Annotated in this window: 16 protein-coding genes and 1 riboswitch; all 16 genes read right to left on the reverse strand. The window is 46.1% G+C overall.

The features are described from left to right. Nucleotides 1-197: 197 nt before the first annotated feature. Nucleotides 198-1,184 (reverse strand): diaminopimelate dehydrogenase, encoded by a 987-nt coding sequence (locus NE671_RS04705; protein WP_015525965.1) that lies wholly within the window; start codon nt 1,182-1,184, stop codon nt 198-200. Nucleotides 1,185-1,378: 194 nt separating this feature from the next. Continuing rightward, nucleotides 1,379-2,026 carry a J domain-containing protein gene (locus NE671_RS04710; protein WP_114002793.1) on the reverse strand — a complete coding sequence of 216 codons (648 nt, stop codon included), beginning with the start codon at nt 2,024-2,026 and terminating at the stop codon, nt 1,379-1,381. Next, nucleotides 2,020-2,868, reverse strand: coding sequence for a DUF5685 family protein (locus tag NE671_RS04715; protein ID WP_195635143.1), 849 nt, complete (start codon nt 2,866-2,868; stop codon nt 2,020-2,022). Before NE671_RS04715 ends, NE671_RS04710 begins: the two co-directional genes overlap by 7 nt. Nucleotide 2,869: 1 nt before the next feature. Beyond that, complete coding sequence (locus tag NE671_RS04720) at nt 2,870-3,283, reverse strand: hypothetical protein (protein WP_015525969.1); 414 nt, start codon at nt 3,281-3,283, stop codon at nt 2,870-2,872. Nucleotides 3,284-3,357: 74 nt separating this feature from the next. Next, nucleotides 3,358-4,560, reverse strand: a complete 1,203-nt coding sequence (locus tag NE671_RS04725; RefSeq protein ID WP_015525970.1) for a class I SAM-dependent rRNA methyltransferase — start codon at nt 4,558-4,560, stop codon at nt 3,358-3,360. Nucleotides 4,561-4,792: 232 nt separating this feature from the next. Next, nucleotides 4,793-6,460, reverse strand: a complete 1,668-nt coding sequence (locus tag NE671_RS04730) for a DUF1002 domain-containing protein (RefSeq protein WP_015525971.1) — start codon at nt 6,458-6,460, stop codon at nt 4,793-4,795. A 245-nt stretch (nt 6,461-6,705) separates the two neighbouring features. After that, nucleotides 6,706-7,809: an ABC transporter ATP-binding protein gene (locus tag NE671_RS04735; protein WP_021651559.1), complete on the reverse strand. Its 1,104-nt coding sequence runs from the start codon at nt 7,807-7,809 to the stop codon at nt 6,706-6,708. Between the two features lie 3 nt (nt 7,810-7,812). After that, nucleotides 7,813-8,832 (reverse strand): FecCD family ABC transporter permease, encoded by a 1,020-nt coding sequence (locus NE671_RS04740; protein ID WP_173740777.1) that lies wholly within the window; start codon nt 8,830-8,832, stop codon nt 7,813-7,815. A gap of 97 nt (nt 8,833-8,929) precedes the next feature. Beyond that, the gene (locus NE671_RS04745; protein ID WP_173740778.1) at nt 8,930-10,075 is read right to left on the reverse strand and encodes an ABC transporter substrate-binding protein; all 1,146 of its coding nucleotides are present in this window, start codon (nt 10,073-10,075) and stop codon (nt 8,930-8,932) included. Next, on the reverse strand, nt 10,072-10,971 hold the full coding sequence (locus NE671_RS04750; RefSeq protein WP_173740779.1) for a hypothetical protein: 900 nt from the start codon (nt 10,969-10,971) through the stop codon (nt 10,072-10,074). Before NE671_RS04750 ends, NE671_RS04745 begins: the two co-directional genes overlap by 4 nt. 121 nt (nt 10,972-11,092) lie before the next feature. Next, nucleotides 11,093-12,385 (reverse strand): sirohydrochlorin cobaltochelatase, encoded by a 1,293-nt coding sequence (locus tag NE671_RS04755; RefSeq protein WP_015525974.1) that lies wholly within the window; start codon nt 12,383-12,385, stop codon nt 11,093-11,095. A 162-nt stretch (nt 12,386-12,547) separates the two neighbouring features. Beyond that, nucleotides 12,548-12,722: riboswitch (cobalamin riboswitch) on the reverse strand. A 319-nt stretch (nt 12,723-13,041) separates the two neighbouring features. After that, on the reverse strand, nt 13,042-14,421 hold the full coding sequence (locus tag NE671_RS04760; RefSeq protein ID WP_022426410.1) for an NAD(P)/FAD-dependent oxidoreductase: 1,380 nt from the start codon (nt 14,419-14,421) through the stop codon (nt 13,042-13,044). Nucleotides 14,422-14,510: 89 nt separating this feature from the next. Further along, nucleotides 14,511-16,790 carry a DNA internalization-related competence protein ComEC/Rec2 gene (locus NE671_RS04765; protein ID WP_173740780.1) on the reverse strand — a complete coding sequence of 760 codons (2,280 nt, stop codon included), beginning with the start codon at nt 16,788-16,790 and terminating at the stop codon, nt 14,511-14,513. Between the two features lie 37 nt (nt 16,791-16,827). Next, a complete protein-coding gene (locus tag NE671_RS04770; protein ID WP_173775971.1) occupies nt 16,828-17,784 on the reverse strand; it encodes a GerMN domain-containing protein in 957 nt (318 codons plus the stop codon). Nucleotides 17,785-17,794: 10 nt separating this feature from the next. Then, entirely contained in the window at nt 17,795-19,225 is a 1,431-nt protein-coding gene (locus tag NE671_RS04775) for a sensor histidine kinase (protein ID WP_022426407.1), read from the reverse strand. A 3-nt stretch (nt 19,226-19,228) separates the two neighbouring features. Beyond that, nucleotides 19,229-19,918: a response regulator transcription factor gene (locus NE671_RS04780; RefSeq protein WP_015525979.1), complete on the reverse strand. Its 690-nt coding sequence runs from the start codon at nt 19,916-19,918 to the stop codon at nt 19,229-19,231. Nucleotides 19,919-19,924: the final 6 nt, after the last annotated feature.

The raw sequence follows: 19,924 nt of genomic DNA on the forward strand, positions 1-19,924 counted from the left end.
TACGTCCATATTATATAACATTCTTTACGGTCCGTCAACTCTTTCCTTTTCTTTCAGAAAAATCATCATCCAGGTATTACCAATGTTGATTTTATGCAGAAAAAAGCCCCGAAACATCAGAAATATTCACTGATGCTCCGGGGATATGATCTTTTATGCAGTTTTGCTCCTGTCTGTTACAGATCTGTTACAGATCCTTACAGGAATTTTTTGCGAAGCTCTGCTCCGTCAAGGGCACTTAAATATGCAGGTGCAACATCAAATACAGTCTTGCAGCCCTTCTGTCCTTCCTGGTTCATGCGGTATGCAGCTCTTGCATAGGCAACGATCACAGAAGATGTAAACTCAGGATTGGAATCCAGCTTCAGGCTGTACTCGATCACATGGCTGTTCTCATTGTTCCAGCCTGTTTTTCCGCTGCGGATCACAAAACCGCCGTGCGGGATACCGCTGTGGTCACGGTCCAGCTCTTCCTGGGAAATGAAATGTACCGTTGTATCATACTCGTCAAAGTAGTTCGGCATGGTCTTGATCTCTTCCTCGATGCGTGCAAGATCAGCACCTTCCTCAGCAACTACGAAGCACTCTCTTGTATGTTTCTGGCGTGTGGTAAGCTCCGGATTTTCTCCGTTTCTTACTGCCTCAAGTGCAGCTTCTACCGGAATGGTGTACTGCTTTGCATCCTTTACGCCTTTGATGCGGCGGACTGCATCAGAATGTCCCTGGCTGACACCCTTGCCCCAGAATGTGTAGTCGTTTCCATTTGTAAGGATCGCATTTGCATACATACGGTTCAGAGAAAACATTCCTGGATCCCAGCCTACGGAAATGATTCCTACATGTCCACTCTCTGCTGCTGCCTTGTCAACATTTGCAAAATGCTCCGGGATTTTCTTATGTGTATCAAAGCTATCCACAACATTGAAATATTTTACATACTCCGGTGTCTGAACAGGAAGATCTGTCGCACTTCCTCCACAGATGATCAGGACATCGATCTCATCCTTCAGCTTCTCCGCATCTTTTACAGAATAAACCTTTGCGGTCTCTGTAAGGATCTTTACAGTCTCTGGATCACGTCTGGTAAATACTGCAACCAGCTCTGTATCCGGATTATGCTTGATGGCGCACTCCACGCCGCGTCCCAGGTTTCCGTAACCTAAAATACCAATTCTTATACTCATAACGATTTCCTCCTCTTTTTCTCTGCAGTATGACATTTTCCGGACAGCATTGTGAATCTCTGTCAGAAAAAGCCTTCTGCGATCTATATCGCAAAACGGATCTGCAGGATCCGCCTTACAAACATATGGATATGCTGCCTTATGATATCCCCGATCTCAGTTTCAGGACATCGATGACAGCCCTTTTTCCTGCATCAGCAGCAGAAAAAGCCGCCCGGCCAGCACATGAAACAGGCCATGGTCCTGCAGCAGGCATCACACATATCTCCTCCTGCGGTCGGCATTCCCCCAAAGGGATCCTGCCGCTGCTGATACCAGCCGCCACCGCCTTCCATTCTCTGGAGCAGCATACGGTACTGCATATTATCCGGTTCCTGACGGACTGCTTCACGGATCTGATCCAGAGCTGTTACATTATTTCCCATTCCCATATTTGCCATAGCAGCCAGGTAATACCATTCCCCATTTTTCTGACCAAGAGAATCCAGTACATTCATAGCTTCCTGAAAATGACCGCTCTGCACATAATTGGCGGCCGCCCTTCTGCGCATACTTTCCTCATCCTGATAGGCACTGGAACCGGCATTTCCGTAATTTCCAAAACCACCGTAATTTCCGTAGCTGCCATAACCATTCTGGGAACTGCTTCCGTACTCACGCTCTTTCATGATCTGCTCGTAAGCCTGCTGCACTTCTTTGAATTTTTCTTCGGCCTGATCCTTATTCGGATTATTGATATTGGCATCCGGGTGATACTTTCGGCTCAGCTTCCGGTATGCCTTTTTTATTTCATCATCAGATGCGTTTCTGGGAACTCCCAGCACGCTGTATGGATCTAACATTTTTTCTCTTTCTCCCGTTCTTCCCTGCGCTTCTGTCCGATCGCCGCAAAGCGGCACCAGACGCCGGAATATAAAATATTTCGAAGGATATCTCCGTATCGGAGGATCGGCAGCTTTTCAAATTCTCTGCAGCATTCTGCAAGCATCATCATAAGAAGCCGACGTACCTCTTCCTCGAACCCTTCTATCTTATATTTTTCAAGGAAAGGATTGTAATTTCCGTTTTCTGCATCTTTTTCCACATCGTCATAAGCATCCAGGATGTAGATAAATTTTCCGAGATAAAATCCCAGACGGCGCAGGGACGATTCCCAGACATCCTTACGGAAGGCCAGAATCTCTTCCATGATACGTCCGGAACATCCGGCTACACGGTCCACATCGGTTTCCCCCTGTTTTTCCAGGGAAGAAAGCTCCTCTAGTGCGTTTCGGATCCTTTGGATCTTCTCCGGATAAGCGGACATATGCATATTTCCGCAATTCTTCAGAATTCCTGCATATACATAGCGCAGTGGTTTGTGTTCATCCTGCCAGTCATCCATACATTTGTAATAGGTAAGGATCACATTCATATCCGCACAGTACTCAGTTACTGTATTTTTGCGCACTGGCTGGGGCTTCAGCGGATGGACCACACACCTGGAGGTTCCCTTCTTCGTTGGCGGTTCATAAAGAGCGCTTAAAAGAAGGACCACAAATGTCATATCATAAGTCAGTGAGATCTGTCCCGGTATCCCGTATCTCTCCCGCAATTCTCTGCAAAGACCGCAGTAAAAAGAACGGTACACATCAAAATCCTTGAATTTTATTTCCGGTTTATTAACGGTCACATATCCGAACATGTCAGCTCCTTTTTACGAATTTTGTGTGGCATTTCGGACATTCGATCTCGATCTTGCCCTTTCCCTTTGGAATACGTATCTTCTGTCCGCAGCCCGGACAGCTGTAGATGTGATGGGTCTTTCTCTGCTTCATCAGATCCTTTTCTTTATTAAAGCGAAAACGGAACTTTGACGTCATCTGAAGGAATTTCTGATTTTCGGCATAACGCTGCTGGATATTTCTGGAAAAAATACGTATATATGCATATACGATCGCTGCGACCCCGAGAATGTCAAGGGTGCTGCCGACAGTTCTGCTGAATATATTAGCAAACATTGCCAGAATGATCAGAACCAGTGCGACTCCCATGGTGAACCTGGAAAGATCATCCACTCCATAACGTCCCTGCATAAATTTATTGAATTTGTCTCTCATGTGATCTGCATCTCCTTTTCACTGCCATACGGCACTGCCCAAAAATTTCCGTAAAAAAATCCGGATGGCAGTTCCTAACGGTCATTGCATACCTGGAAAATGTAGAATTTCAGATAATAGGACTCATCTGCTGACCAGAGGATCGGATGATCCGGTGCCTGTGTACGGTACTCTACCTGGCGCAGTCTCTTATGGACATTCTTCGCTGCCTGACCGATGGTCTGTGTAAACAGCTCATACGTCATAAAATGAGAGCAGGAACAGGTTGCAAGAAATCCGCCGTCCTTTACAAGACGCATTGCACGGAGATTGATCTCACGGTATCCCTTGATGGCATTTTTTACAGAGCTTCTGGATTTCGTAAATGCCGGAGGATCCAGTACCACAACATCAAATTTCTCTCCCTTCTCCTCAAGCTCGGGAAGAAGTTCAAAAACATCCTCACAGAGGAATTTCACTGTTCCGTCCAGGCCGTTCAGACTGGCGTTTCTTCTTGCCTGCAGGACTGCAGTTTCCGACGCATCCACACCGAGAACACTCTGTGCCCCTGCAATTCCCGCATTCAGGGCAAAAGAGCCGGTATGTGTAAAGCAGTCCAGAACCTTCGCCCCCTTGCAGAGCTTCTGGATAGCAAGACGGTTATATTTCTGATCCAAGAAAAATCCGGTCTTCTGCCCGTCCCTGATATCTACTTCATATTTCACACCGTTCTCTTCAATCTGAACAAGTGTCGGAAATTCTTCTCCGATAAATCCCTTGGTAAGTTCCATTCCTTCCTGGCGACGTACCTTTGCATCACTCCGCTCATAGACTCCACGGATCCGGATCCCATCCTCAGCAAGGACTTCCTTCAGTGCATCTATGATCGTTTCTTTAAGACGGTCGATTCCCAGTGCAAGAGACTGTACAACAAGCACATCTGAAAACTTATCCACAACAAGACCCGGAAGAAAGTCTGCTTCTCCGAAGATCACACGGCAGCTTCCGGTATCTACTACCTTCTTACGATACTCCCATGCGTCGCGGACACGTTGTTTCAAAAATTCCGGACTGATCTCTGTACGCTCATCTCTGGTAAGCATACGGACTGTGATCTTGGAATTGGTGTTGATAAATCCTCTTCCCATTGGATATCCGTCAAAGTCCCGGACCAGAACGATATCTCCGTTCACAAAGCTTCCCATGATGCTTGCGATCTCATTGTCATATACCCAGAGGCCTCCTGATTTCAGGAATCTGCCTTCGCCTTTTTTTAATGTTACTACTGCCAGGCTCATAAATTCTACCTTTTCCCTTTCTCGTTTCCCTGTCACGGTTTGCGATGTATGAGTCCACAAAACCGATTTACGGTCAATTTTATCACAGAAAAATCCATTTTTCCAGTGCTTACACAAATCCTTGTCGTAAATCACAAAATTTTCATGATATCTTTCCTGCACGACAAAAAATACCGCAGCAAAGGTTGTTTTCTCTGCTGCGGTATTTTTTATCTCTTTTTCTGTAAATCTTTTATTCTGCTGCGGATTCCTCAGAAGAGTCCGTGTTCTCGCCGTAAAGACCTGCCAGATATTTCATGGTTTCTTTATAAAGTGTCTGCTTATCTTCCTGGGGAACATCTGCAAGAATAGCTGCTGTCACGTCTGTGGCCTCTGTGTCCTCCTGGGAACTGTCAATACTGAACAGCTTCTTCAGCTTCTGATCCATCATATTCAGCTCTGTACTCTGATATTTTTCTGTACCATCTGCCTCATAGGATTCTGTACCATCCTTCAGGATATCATAATAATCCTTCTCAACAGTTTCTGCCACACTCTTCGCTGTCTGCTCATCCAGTGTTACCGTTGCCACTGTATCCTCCGTTGCAGCGAGAAGGGAATCTGCATCTCCCTCATACTCGCCTTTTACAAAGAGGACAAATTTGTCATAATTGTTCTTTGCTTCTTCGCTGAGCACGGAAGTATCGTTTTCTGCACTGTCTGCCTGGTCTGAGCCCTCTGTACTTTCTGAAGATTCTGTATCTTCTGTTGCCTCCGGGATTCCGGTCTTATCGGATGCAGCCTCGTCAGAAGCACTTTCATCTGTGCTGCTCTCGTCAGATGCACTATCCTCTGTGCTGTTCTCGTCAGAGGTACTTTCGTCTGTGCTGCTTTCGTCCGAGCTTTCCTCATTGCTATAGGTTCCGTCGTCGGTAGCATCCGGGATTCCGGTCTCATTGCTTGTATCCTGAGAATCTGCTCCTGTTTCTTCCTCAAGACCCGGATCCTCTGTGGAGCTCTGGATCACATCGTCACCAAGAATGCTGTCATTTACATTGTTGACGATATCATCAGAAGAATCTGCATCCACATCTACGGTTTCATCACTGCTCTCGCCATCCAGCGTATCATCAGAGGAAGAGGTCTGGCCTGTGGTATTGGCATCTACCTGCTCCAGTGTTTCCTTCACATCATCATAATTGTAATCCTGCTGTGAGATCTGCTTCAGAAGAGACACGATCCTGTCAATATCGTCCTGGCTTACGGAAATATTGTTCTGCTCAGCCACATTGATTACAATATTCTGAATCTCATCTGCATTCTGTACTCCGTTCTGGATCACATCCATCTTGGACTGGTTTACAACTGTTGTCGCCTCATTTTTACCAACCTTATCTGCAAGCTCACCAGTGGTTACGATCTCCTGGTTGGCAAGCTTCGTCTTGGTCTCATCCAGCTTCTCTCCGCTGGCCTTCTCATATGCCATCTGGATACCGGTAAGTGCACCTGTTCCGGATACTTCCATCGGGCAGGCAGCAACTACTTCACAGTTCTTCACACCGGATGTGGAAAGTGTCGTTGCGATCATATTACCTGTCACCCAGTTCAGATTTGCTGTGCGGACCTTGATCCCGCCGGACTGTGTAGGCTTCACATAGGCACAGCTCAAAGTTCTGGAACCGATCTGGGACTGTGGTGCGATATTATCCAGGTGTTTATGCTCATCCTCATTTGTAATGGTCATCACCTGCACCTGATCGGAACTTACATTAAAATATTTCATCATTGTCTGCTTCTGGGCATCCGTAAGATCTGCTCCAAGTGTTACTACCTTCGATGCATCTGCAAATACGGGATTTACACTTCCTGCCACAAGGCATGCACTACAGAGCAGAGCTGCGATCATGTTTCTTTTTTTCATTGATCTTCCCTCCATATATTTTTTCGGATCGATTGTATCTGCTTAACTTTTGCGGTGTAAAGCGGACATTCCTCTTCGTTACTTACATCTCCACGAATGCGAGCGCTTCACGATCTGTCGTTCTTGTCATATTATAACACAGCTGCTGAAATATTTGTAATTTATATTATATAAAAAACGCTGCCGGAAATTATATCACTCATTTCTGACAGCGTTTTATTGCTTTTCTCATTTTCCCAGAGAACTTATCTGATCTGGTTTAATTTTCCGGTTTCTTTTGCTTTTTTCAACAATTCCCGGTTTTTTTCATTCATGATACCAAAATCCTTCAGCGGACAGTACACTTTTTCACATTTTCCCAGGAACTCCAGTGCTTCTTCAAAGGCAGACTCCGAAATGCATTCAAAAGGCTTCTCCGTGATCACTTTTGCAGCCAGTTCTTTTGCCACCTGATAATCTGCATCATTGGTATGGAGAACTCCGGTCACAAAAGGAATCCCCTGTCGCTGCAGCTTCCGATATACCGGAATCCCGCTTCCATTTCCTCCGATCACAAACACCTCCGGTTTTCCGGCCGGAGGTTCCATTTCCACGCAGCCGAATTCTGCATTATAGCTTCCACGGGTGATGCCATAAAGCTTCCGAATATAATCGGAAGTAAAGATTTCCTCCGGTGCACCATATTTCTCAATGTGATCTCCATGAACACAGATCACCTGGTCAGAAATCTTCTGGGCAAGATCCAGCTCATGAAGGGACATGATCACCGTCATCTGTTTTTCCAATACCATCTTCTTCAAAATGGCAAGAAGCTCCAGCTTATGCCGGATATCCAGGAAGGAGGTCGGTTCATCCAGGATAATGATCTCCGGTTCCTGGCAGATGGCGCGTGCCAGAAGGATACGCTGTCTCTGTCCGTCACTGATGGCTGTAAAATCCCGATCCTTCAGATCCCAGGCGTGAACCATCTCCATGGCACTTTTAACTTTTTCCTTGTCCTCTGCGGAAAGGATCCCGAGAGTTCCGGTATAGGGATATCGTCCGGTGGATACCACATCCTCACAGGTCATAAGCTCCGGTCGCATGCGCTCGGTAAGTACTACAGCCAGTTTTTTTGACACTTCCCTGTTGGTCATCCGGCTCATCTGTTCCTGTTCCAGATATACCGTTCCGCTGATCAGGGAAAGCTGTCTTGTGATACTCTTCAAAATAGTAGATTTTCCGGCACCGTTGGGACCGATCAGTGTCAGGATTTCTCCTTTATTCAGCTGAATATTGATTTCTTTGATCAGCGGTTTTCCATCATAGCCTACGGTCAGCTGATCTGTATAAAAAAAATATGATTTCATCGTTTATATCCTCTGCTGTCTGTGAATCATGATATAGATAACTACCGGTGCTCCGAAAACTGCTGTCACAGAACTGATGCTCAGCTCCGTCGGTGCAAATACAGTTCTTGCGATCAGGTCACAGAACAGGCAGAACACTGCACCGCCCAGAAAACAGGCCGGGATCACAAGCAGGGGTTTTGCAGTCTTCAGGAGACTTTTTGCAATATGAGGCACAGCGATCCCCACGAAGGAGATCGGCCCTGCAAAAGCGGTCACACAGGCAGAAAGAATACTGGAAAGCAGGATCAGAAGTATCCGGAAAGCCTTGATATTAACTCCCATATTCTGCGCGTAAGTCTCCCCCAGCTGATAGGCGCTGATCGGTTTTGACATAAAAAATACGATCACCATGGTAAGAAGTACCACAGCAACCATAGTCTGCACATTCCCCCAGGTCATACCGGAAAAGCTTCCCAGTGACCAGTTGTGAAGATTGACTATGTTGGAATCATCTGCAAAGGTCACCACAAAGTCTGTGATGGCCGAACAGATATAGCCGATCATAACACCACTGATGACCAGCATGGACATGTTGTGGACTTTTTTTGCCACAAGGAGCACAAAGCCCATGGAGATCATTGAGCCTGCAAAAGCAGCCAGGATCATGGCACCGGAACCGATGGACACCGATCTGCTTAAAAAAAAGATCATCAGAAGCGCCACGATCAGCTTGGCACCGGAAGAGATCCCCAGTACAAAAGGTCCCGCGATAGGGTTGTTAAAAAAGGTCTGCAGCAAAAATCCGGAAACAGAAAGTGCTCCGCCAAGGATGATAACTGCCAGTATCCTGGGAAGACGGATCTCCCAGACGATATTATAAGAAGTTTCATCTCCCTGATGCCGGAATATGATATTCAGGATCTCCTTCACAGAGAGGTGGATACTTCCTGAATTTACATTCCATATAAATAAAAAGGTCAAAAGTACCGCAAGGATCACAAAAGAGATCCCGTATCGGACTGCGCGTTTTCTGTCATTCATTTTTTCTGGTACACTCCTCTTCTGTTTTGTTATCCTGTCCTTTCGTTTCCTGCTCACAGGTGGAAACCGGCAAAGGATTTAAAGCGAACACTGGAATTTATTTCAGTTTATGCATATAGGTCAGCTCATCCAGAGAATCATCGTCTGTAGTCAGCATGGTGTGGATATCCTCGATCATGGTTCCAAGTCCGGTAGTTTCCTGGAAGAGATTTTTGCCTGTGCACCAGACATTTCCGTTCTTCACTGCCTTGAAATCTGCAAGAAGCTTACTTTTGGAAAGAAGCTCATCAATGGTCTTAAGTTCCCCGTCAATCGTACTGTTATAGACGATATAGTCTGCATCCTTCGCCTTGGCATAAAACTCTTCCATCTGCATATTCATGGTGGAAAGAGCATTGTCATTTACTCCCGTATCCTCCGGAACATAATTTCCTCCTGCGAGAGAGATCATTTCCGAAACATAGTCGCCACTTTTTCTTATATTTACCGCACCTACGGAGTTGATATAAAAGAACGCCACGGTCTTGTCTGTTTTATCTGCTGTGAGAACCTTATCCAGCTTGTCCGTCTGCTCTTTGAAAACCTTTTCTGCTACATCTTCTTTTCCCAGAAGAACTGCGTAAAGCTTCATCCACTCGGTCCTTCCAAGAGGATGACTCTCATAGCTGGAACGCTCTACCATTACAGGGATCCCGAACTGCTCCAGCTTCTCCTGTACCTCCGGATTGTGATGGATCATGGTGGATTCAATGGCAAGGTCACAGCCCTCGTTCAGGATCAGCTCGTAATCCGGAGCACTGTACTTGCCGGCATAAATCATCTTTTTCTGTTCCATGGCGTCCTTTGCTTCCTGGATATACCATCCGTCTTCCTTGGTTCCGGAAAGCTTGATGCTGTCAATCCCGTCGATAGCGCGGAAAAGATCCATGGCCGAGGTTGCTACCAGATAGATATTGTTTATGGGCTGCTGCAGAACCGCAATGTCAGGATCCAGCCCCTCCGGTGCTTTCTTGCCTTCGGGAACTACAAGAAACTGTCCTTCCTGATCAATGGTGAGCAGCGCATAGCCATCGTTGTAGTAATCCACATTAAATTCCTTTGCGTAGGAAAGATCCATACTGTGGTCAAAGGTAAGGCCTGGAATATCCGCAGGCTTATGTTCTGTCTCTGCTGCCTGCACTGCAAAAGCACACCCCAGGATCAGGGTCAGCGTCAGAAATATGTATGAAATTATTTTTTTCATTTTTCTTCCTTTTTCATGCTCGAAGAATCAAAATTCAGGGTATACTCAATCTCGTGAGGAGTACTCATGGCTACAGTATCTGCAGTCACTTCCATTTCTGCGTCAAAGACTGTGACCGGGATCTCAAATGTGGAGTTTCCGTCTTTGTTCACCGGCTCATATTTTTCGCCGTCCACGATCATGTAATCATAATTCGGACTGCTCCAGATGATGGTTGCCGTAGCTTCTTTGTCCTTGATCTCTACTTTAGCCGGAGATTCTACAGATGCTCTTCCTGTTCCGCCTGTAAGGGTTACATCCGTCTCATAGGTTCCGTCCTCCAGCTTCAGCTCTTCCGGTTTTTTCCCTTCGGATTTTTTGTCGTCAGAGGTTTTTACAGGATTCTTTACGCTGACTTTATGGTCGTACCATTTGCCTTTTTCTCCCAGGATCGCCACGTTAAATTCCTCACCAATGGCCGGTACCGGGATATCAAATCCGTAAACCTCCTCTGTATAACCATCGCTGTACTTCACTGTATCTGTGGTCGGCTCAATGATCTCTGCTCCGTCCTTCTGGGCATCCTCGGCAGTTCCCGCAAACAGGTTAACGATCTTCTTGGAAACCAGACTTACGTGGATGGTCATTTTACCATCTTTGACCGTGAGCTCTCCTTTTTTGTCATTGGCCTCATTTACATGAAACATGCTGCTGTCTGTACCAAACTCTGCTGTATAAACGCCATCTTCCAGGGTATCTGCTTTGGTTGCATCTGTATCCTTTTCTTCGGAAGCTTCTGCTTCCTCACCGGACTCTGTTTTTGTTTCATCTGTTTTTGCCATCGCAGGCACAGAGCCCAGCACCAGGACTGATGCACTTGCCATTGCAAGAATTAAGTTTACATAGCGTTTTTTCATGATAATCTTCTCCCTTCCATAGATACAGCAATCTGCCCGGAAAACAGTCTTCCTGATCTTTCCGGGCAGTTACATTGATTTCTTATAGGTATCTGAACTCACTCAGATATTTTTATATTTATTATTCTGCGGACTCCTCAGCAGAATCAGCCTCTGTATCTGCTGCTGCATCAGAATCTGCGGACTCCTCAGTGCTTCCCAGAGAATCGATGGCTGCCTTTGTATGCTCTACATAAAGCTTCTCAACTGCTTCGATTCTTCCAAGACCCTCGATCTGGCAGTCAACCTTATCGAAGTTTCCGGATGCTACAAACTGGCTCTTCCAGGAATCCTCCTCATCACCGGCCATATCGTTATTTGCATGGTCTCCGGCAACAACCATCAGCGGACGAAGAACAACGTTCTTGTATCCTGCTTCTTTTACCTTCTCGATAACCTTGTCGCAGGCTGTATCTTCCGGCTTACCCTCTACAGTACCGATGAATGCGTTCTTCAATCCAAGGTTTTCCATCTGTGTCTGCATCTGATCGTATGTAACGTTAGCTGTATGAGATGTTCCATGTCCCATGAATACGAATGCTGTGCCAGCCTCAGCTGCTGCATCCATGCTGTCAAATCCGGCCTCTTTGCAAGCCGTATCTGTGATCGCCTGAGCAACGGCTTTCTTGTCATCATTGATCACAGTTGCATCGTCTCCAACCTCACCGAGCATTGGCTCTGCGATAGCTACAGACTCGAATTTATCTTTATAGCCATTGATCGCTTCTGTCATCTCATCGTACTCAGCACCATGCATCAGATGGGTAGGCTGTACAACCAGATTCTTAACACCATTCTCTACTGCACGGTCAAGAGCCTGCTGCATGTTATCGATCACTTCATCATCTCTTGCCTCTACATGGTTGATGATGATCTGTGCTGTAAATGCTCTTCTTACAGACCAGTCCGGATAAGCTTCTGCAAGAGCATCCTCGATTCCCTTGACATCCTCTGCACGGCTGTCATTGAAGGAAGTACCAAAGCTTACAACAAGAAGTTCATTCTCACCGATCTCATCCTGGTTACGCGGATCGTCCTTGGAAGCATCTCCTGTGTCACGTCCGAAATAATCCGGATCTGCATTCTCACCCTCTACCAGTTCTTTCTGAGCATCTGTCAGAGCATCCCATGCTTCTTTGGCTGCCTTGCAGTCCTCATCTGTTGTGTCGTTTCTTTCCTGTACATAGATCTTGTCGATCAGAGCTGCTACATTATCTGCTGCTTCCTGATCTGCATCAGAAGCCTCTGTGGTATCAGCTGCCTCAGCGTTCTCTTCTGTAGCAGAATCCTCTGCGGCCATTGCTGTTGTAGCCGCACCCATAGAGCATGTCATGGAAACTGCGAGCATCAGAGCTAACATTGTTTTTCTTTTCATTTCTCATTGTCCTCTTTTCATGTATTTCCAGAATACTGATATGTACAAAAAAGCAGCAGCTCTCTGCGGCCGCCTGCTCACACATGATTCTCTGCGCAATACAAATACATAAAAAGAAGTTCTGTATTGTTATGGAGAATACCGATTCGTAAACCGCGAATCCCTGGATCTCACAATAAGGCAGTTCTCCTGACTTGGTTCCACGCTGCTTTCCCTTCCCGGTCTCCCAGTGGTTATAAAAGCAGCTCCCCTTTCACAGTGACGGTATCGTTCCGGATTCTCACCGGATTCTCTTTTGCACATCCGACTGGATGCAACCTTATCATTATAACATTTGCACATATTTTCTTTTACCTGGTTATCTAACTTTTACCACAAACTCACAAATTTGTCAAGATTGATGTCAGACGATTCACGGTTTTCTGTGATCTTCGCTCACAAAAAACACCTCACGAAATATTACCAGTGAACAGTAACCGGTTTTCTCCCTGTATCTGTCAGTTATTATCAGAATACTTTCTCCAATATTCATGCATATCCTGCATAAAAAACAGCCCCTTTCTGTCATCACCCTGATATCAGAAAAGGACTGTCTTACACTGGATATTCGCAATCCGCTTCGCTACTTGCTCATAACAGATAAACTGCTCTGCAGTTTATCTGTTAAAATACTCCTGCTCCAGGTATCTGGCTACGTAGATTCCGCTGGCAGATGCATGGGACAGAGAATGGGTCACGCCGCTACAGTCTCCGATAACAAAGAGACCCTTGTGGCAGGTTTCCAGATTTTCGTCGATCTCGACCTCCATGTTGTAGAATTTAACCTCAACGCCATAAAGCAAAGTATCATCATCTGCGGTTCCCGGTGCGATCTTGTCCAGGGCATAGATCATCTCGATGATGCCATCCAGGATACGTTTCGGCATAACAAGACTTAAATCTCCCGGTGTCGCAGAAAGTGTAGGTGTTACGAAACTTTCCTCAATACGGGCTTTTGTGCTTCGTCTTCCGCGGATCAGATCTCCAAACCGCTGTACCATAACACCACCGCCAAGCATATTGGAAAGTCTTGCAATGCTCTCACCGTATCCGTTGCTGTCATGGAACGGCTCTGAGAAATGCTTGGATACCAGAAGGGCAAAGTTTGTATTGTTGGTATGCTTTGCCGGATCTTCGTAGCTGTGACCGTTTACTGTGATAATACCGTTGGTATTTTCATTCACGACAACACCTCGCGGGTTCATGCAGAAGGTACGGACCATATCCTCAAACTTCTCAGTTCTGTAAACGATCTTGCTCTCATAAAGCTCATCTGTCAGACGGCTGAAAACCTCTGCCGGAAGCTCCACACGGACTCCGATGTCCACACGGTTGGAAAGAGTCGGGATCTTAAGCTCTGTACATACCGTCTCCATCCATTTACTTCCGCTTCGTCCTGCGGAGATGATACAGTAAGTTCCCTCGTAACGCTCATCTCCTACAAAAACTGCATAACCGTCTTCAGTTTTTTCTACTTTGTCAACAGATGCGTCAAAATAGAAGTCCACATGGTCTTTCATTTTTTCATAGAGGTTCTGAAGCACCACATAGTTGATATCTGTTCCCAGATGACGGACTGATGCATCCAAAAGATGCAGGCCGTTCTGAAGGCAGAGCTTACGGATCTCGCTGTTTGTGGTAGAATAAAGCCTGGTTCCTTCACCGCCATGCATCAGGTTCAGTTTATCTACATATTCCATCAGCTCTGTGGCTGTATCCTTGCCGATATGCTGGTACAGAGTTCCGCCAAACTGATTGGTGATATTATATTTTCCGTCGGAGAAAGCGCCTGCACCGCCAAATCCCTTCATGATCGCACAGGTTTTGCAGTGAATACAGGATTTTACTTTCTTTCCGTCGATGGGACATTTTCTTTTTTCCAGAGGATGACCAGCTTCAAAAACCGCGATCTTTTTCTCCGGATCATTATTCATCAGTTCATAGGCCGCAAAGATTCCACCGGGACCTGCTCCTACGATCAGTACATCATATTTCATAAATAAAAACTCCTTATCTTGTATTGCACATTTTCAGTGCTTTGTTTTTGCACAAACCCTGTCTATTCTACAACAAGTGTGTTCAAAAGTCACCTGTTTTTTCGGAACCTTCCGATCTTAAGCTTTTTTCCATCTGTTTCCACGGTAATAGCACCGTTTTTCATGGTGTATTCCACCTGACTTCCGGCCGCTTTAAGCCGCTCTACGGTTTCCGGTGACGGATGTCCGTAGGTGTTGGTGAGCGAACAGGAAATGATCGCCACTTCCGGCTTTATTTTCTCAAGAAATGCTTCTGTGGTAGAATAACGGGAACCGTGATGTCCCACCTTCAGACAGTCAACATCCTCAAGCCCCCCGGCTGCCAAAAGCTTTTTCTCCGTATCTGCACCGATATCTCCGGTAAAAAGCATCTGAAAATCTCCAAAAGACAACTCCATCACCATAGCTTCCTCATTCACATCTTTTCCTGTGGCATCTTTCTCCGGCCACAGAACAGAAAAAGATACTTTGCCGCAAGGCAGCTCATCCCCTTTTCCTGCTGTCATGACCTTAACTCCGGCTGTTTTTGCTACCTCTGCAAGCTCCCTCCACGCATCTGGTCTTTCCGCCCAGGCAGGCAGGATCAGATATCCGGCCCGGATGGTTGTAAGACCTTTTCCCATATATTCCAGAAGCTCCTTCACACCGTTGATGTGATCCTGATCTGTATGGGAAATAAAAATCCCATCCAGCCAGGAAATCCCCTGACTTTTCAATGCCGGCAAAAGGCAGTATCTTCCAAGCTCCGACTGGCTGCTGCTTCCTCCGTCGATCAGAAAATGGTGATCCTCCGGGGTCTCCACAAGGATACCGTCACCTTGTCCTACATCCAGGCAGATCACCTTCAGACTTCCTGTTGGATGATATCCCAGTATCAGGATTCCGACTGCCAGAAAAATACCGGCTGTTATCCGGATAGCATGTAGCTTCCGGCAACCTGCTTCCACCCGCTCCTCTGATAACTCCGTTTCCTCACTGACTGCTTTTTTCTTTCGGAGCTGTTCTTTTATATACTGCCCCATAAACAAAACTGTGATCAAAAAGCCATAATATACCAGAATCTGCCATATTTCCGGCTCCCCTCCGATCCAGGTACTCCATCCTGATCTTCCTGCCAGACTGCAGAGATATTCATAAAAAAGCAGCAGTACCCTTGCCGGCAGGATTACCAGTTTTGCCGCAGGAATACTGAAAATCCCCAGCAGCAGCGCCGCCATTCCTCCAGTCAGTACCAAACCCACGCTTGGAAGCACCAGCAGATTCAGGATAAATCCGGCAATAGAGATTTCTCCGAAAAATTTCAGCATCACCGGCAGCGTTACAAGCTGAAGAGCTACAGGACTTACCAGTGCCTTTGTCCATTTTTTCTCCGCTCCTGCAAGAGCACAGAGCTTTTCCGCAGCGATCCCCATTCCCAGAACACAGCCAAAGGACAGAAGAAATCCACTGTCCAGGAGATAGGCCGGAGATTCCACAAGGATCATCATGGCAGTTACGGAAAGAGCACTCATCATGTCATAGATCCGTCCGGTGATCCTGGCTCCCATGGCGATCAAAAACATAGTTACTGCCCGCATGGTGGAAACACTCCCTCCGGTCATGATCCCATACTGCAGCATCACTCCCAGAGAAAAAATCCCGGCAGGCCAGATCCCCAGTCCAATCTTTTTCAGAAGGTTATAAAGTCCCATTCCCAGAATACTGATATGGAGCCCGCTGATGGCAAGGATATGTATGATCCCGGCCAGCTGATAGCGCATCTGTATTTCCGGATCCAGCTCCTGTTTGTCTCCAAGCGTCATGGCACAAAAAACAGGCGCATCTTTTCCTGCTGCTTCCTTCAGAATCTGCCTGCAGCTTTCTTTTATCTCCAAAAGGAGCTGCCTGTAGCCGGAATACACTGCTGTTTTCTTTTGGAGCACAGCGTTCTTCATAAAATAATAAATATGACGACAGGCATAATACTGCCGGCTGTCAAAGCCCCCAGGATTCGCAGGGCCTTCCACTCTTTTCAGCGTTCCTTTGACCAGTATCCGCATTCCGGGTTTCAGATCTTCTTCTTTTTTGAGGAATATTCTTACATTTTCAATTGGAAATTTTTTTGACTGATGGATAAGATATGTTTTTTTCAGATAAACAGACTGGGAAAATTCTGTGTTTTCATGCTGTTCCACCTCCCCGCAGATCATGGAACCAGGGTGCGCTTCGATCTGTTCCTGCACATTTAACGGAAGGGGATTCCCCCTGATCAGAGAAATCCCCATAAGCTCCAGTGTGCCAAGACTCAGCATCATAAGAAAACACAAAAGACACATCGGCCGTTTCGCCATAAATGTTCTCCCGTTTTTCTGATATTTTGAAATGTATTTATTTTTTCTGCTCTTTTTTGGTCTTTGTATCTGCCAGCAGGCTGTCGTTCCATTCATAGAACTTATAAAGCTGCATATTCTGGCCAAAAGTCACTTCCTTGTTTCCTTCGATGGAAATCTCAACTTTGTCCACATCCGTTGCCGCGATCAGCGTATTTACCACCGAATACACGGCAATCTGTTCCGAAACATCCAGCGCATAATCCTGAAATACGGAATTATAATCCACATAGCAGATTCCGTTTGCTCTCGTCAGCGAAAGTACCTCTGAATTCTCCGGTATTGTAGGATAATGTCCTTTTTCCAGCGGACCTCTTGCAAGCTGCTCCAAAACCACCGTAGCCTTCGGAAGATTTCGTCTGTAGCGGACACTTCTCTGTTCCGCTACCAGTTTATCTCCGTTTTTATTTGTGAAATACAGAGTAAAGGTGTCATAGCTGTACACATCCCCATCGGACCCGGAAAACTCCACAAAGGTGTCGTTGTTCATGGCTCCCACTTCTTCACCCCTGGTATCTGTCAGCGGCTTTTTACCCACATAGATCTCCACAGAATCCACTCCTGGAACCTGTAAAAAGATCTTCACTATACCTGCCCGCACCAGAAGTTCCCTGGTACGTGACATTTTATCATAGGCCTCATTGAATTCTACGTTCAGGACTCCATCCTGTATAGAATAAGAAGAAATCTTTACCCCATCCGGAAAAAGTGAGATTCCGTCTTCCCGGGTCTCACGGTTATTCAGACTCTCGGAAAAATTGCGCAGCATCACTTCTGTTGTTTCCTTCTCCGGAGTATATTTTTCTTCTTTCAGTCTCGTTTCATCGCTGTTGATATAATAAAATCTATACTGCTGTTCTTCGTTTTTATTTCTTCCCGACAAACCTATGAAAGCAACCAGACCAAAAAGGATGCAGGCAGCGGCCACACAGATGATCAAAATCGTTTTTTTCATGCTGTACCTCCTAGGACGGGATATAGGACAGCGGGATCTTCACGGTAAATGTGGTTCCCTCGCCCTCTTTGCTGGATACCTTGATGATCCCATGATGCATGGCTATAGAACTTCTTGTAATAGCAAGTCCAAGACCGGTTCCGCCGATCTCTCTGGAATGGGATTTATCCACACGATAAAAACGCTCAAAGATCCGTTCAATGGAATCTTCCGGTATTCCCAGGCCGGAATCTGCAACCGTCACATAGAAATCCTTATGATCCGCATCCAGTGTTACGCGGACCCATCCCTCATCTACATTGTATTTGATACCATTTTCGACCAGGTTACTGATGGCAAGGGTAAATTTCACCTCATCCACATCTGCGGTTACCGGTCGGAACGAATCCAGGATCAGGTCAATCCTTCTCTGATCTGCAATAGGACGGAGACGCTTCAGGATATTCTCCAGCAGCTCATTGATATTCATATTGCTGATATTCATATCTGCTGCTTTTTTGTCCATTTTTACCAGGGAGAGCAGATCGGTGATGATCTTGTTCTCTCTGTCAATCTCTTCTGTGATATCAGAAAGAAATTCCTGATACAGTTCCTCCGGAACCCCCTGCTGTCCTACCAGCGAATCCGCCAGAACTTTCATTGAAGTCATAGGTGTCTTCAGCTCATGAGACACATTGGATACAAACTCCTGTCTGGATTCATCCAACGTCTTCATTCTGGAAAGCATCTTGTTAAATGCATCTGTGATCAAAGCTGTCTCTGTATAATCCGGTACCGAGATCTCCTCATTCTGATATCCGTCTGTAAGGTCCTCGATTGCTTTCGTTACCCTGGCAAATGGCTTCACCAGGATCGTGGAAAGAATATAACCCAGAAAAATGGCCAGCACTACAATGATACCGATGATCAGAATCCCTTTCTGCTCCAGTTCATGGATAGTTGCTGTCACCTCACTGGAAGATGCCATGATCATCATGGCACCCTGCACCTGTTTTACATCCGGACTTTTTACCGGAACTGCCAGGATCAGCTTCTGGCTATCAGAATCATATTGGTAGGCATCTTCTCCTTTAAAACAGTTCAATACTTTCTGGGAAACCAGAGTCCTGCCCTCATCCACGCCATAGGTATCCTTGATGATCCTGAAATCCCTGTCTACAATGAGAATCCTGCCACCATAGCTGTTGGACAGTAATTCCAGCTTGCTGTTCACCGTCTGAGAGCTGGTGTCATTCAGATAATTCTCCTTGATCAGCAGGTCGCACATGATGTCACAGATGTTCTCCATGCTCTGCACACGGTTAGCAATGGCACGATCTTCATAGTTGGCAATGACCATTTCCGTTACGATGACACTCGGTACGATTCCCAGTATGATCAGGATGATCAGAATACGAAAGCGGAGACTTTTGAAAAATTTGCCGTTCTTTTTGAACTTCACAGGTTATGCCTGGAAATAGTAGCCCACACCCCATTTGGTGTGTACATATTTCGGCTCACTGGGATTGGCCTCGATCTTTTCTCTCAGGCGGCGGATATGTACATCTACGGTACGGACATCTCCCGGATATTCATAGCCCCATACGATATTCAGAAGATTTTCTCTGCTGTATACCTTGTTCGGATTGAATACCAGCAGTTCCAGCACATCAAATTCCTTGGCTGTGAGGTTGATCTCTTTTCCGGAGATAAATACGCGGCGTCCTTCGCAGTCCAGCTTCAGTTCTCCGACTTCCACAGTCTTGGCCTTCTCCTGCTTGTCCTGTTTGCTGCCTGCACGGCGGATGATCGCCTTGATGCGGGCTTTGACTTCCAGGATGTTGAAAGGCTTGGTGACATAATCATCAGCTCCGTATTCCAGACCCAGGATCTTATCCATATCTTCTCCTTTTGCTGTAAGCATGATGATCGGAACATTGGAAAATTCACGGATCTGCTGGCATACCTCAAGACCGTCCATTTTTGGAAGCATCAGGTCAAGAAGGATGATATCGTACTCTCCTGCTTTTGCTTTTTCCAGTGCTTCCTCTCCGTCATAGGCACAGTCCACTTCCATTCCGTCCTGCTCCAGACTGAAGCGAAGTCCCTTGACAATCAGTTTCTCATCATCTACTACCAATACTTTCCTGCTCATTTAGCG

Origin of the sequence: Blautia sp. DFI.9.10 (genome assembly GCF_024461705.1) — a bacterium.
Lineage (GTDB): Bacteria > Bacillota > Clostridia > Lachnospirales > Lachnospiraceae > Blautia_A > Blautia_A fusiformis.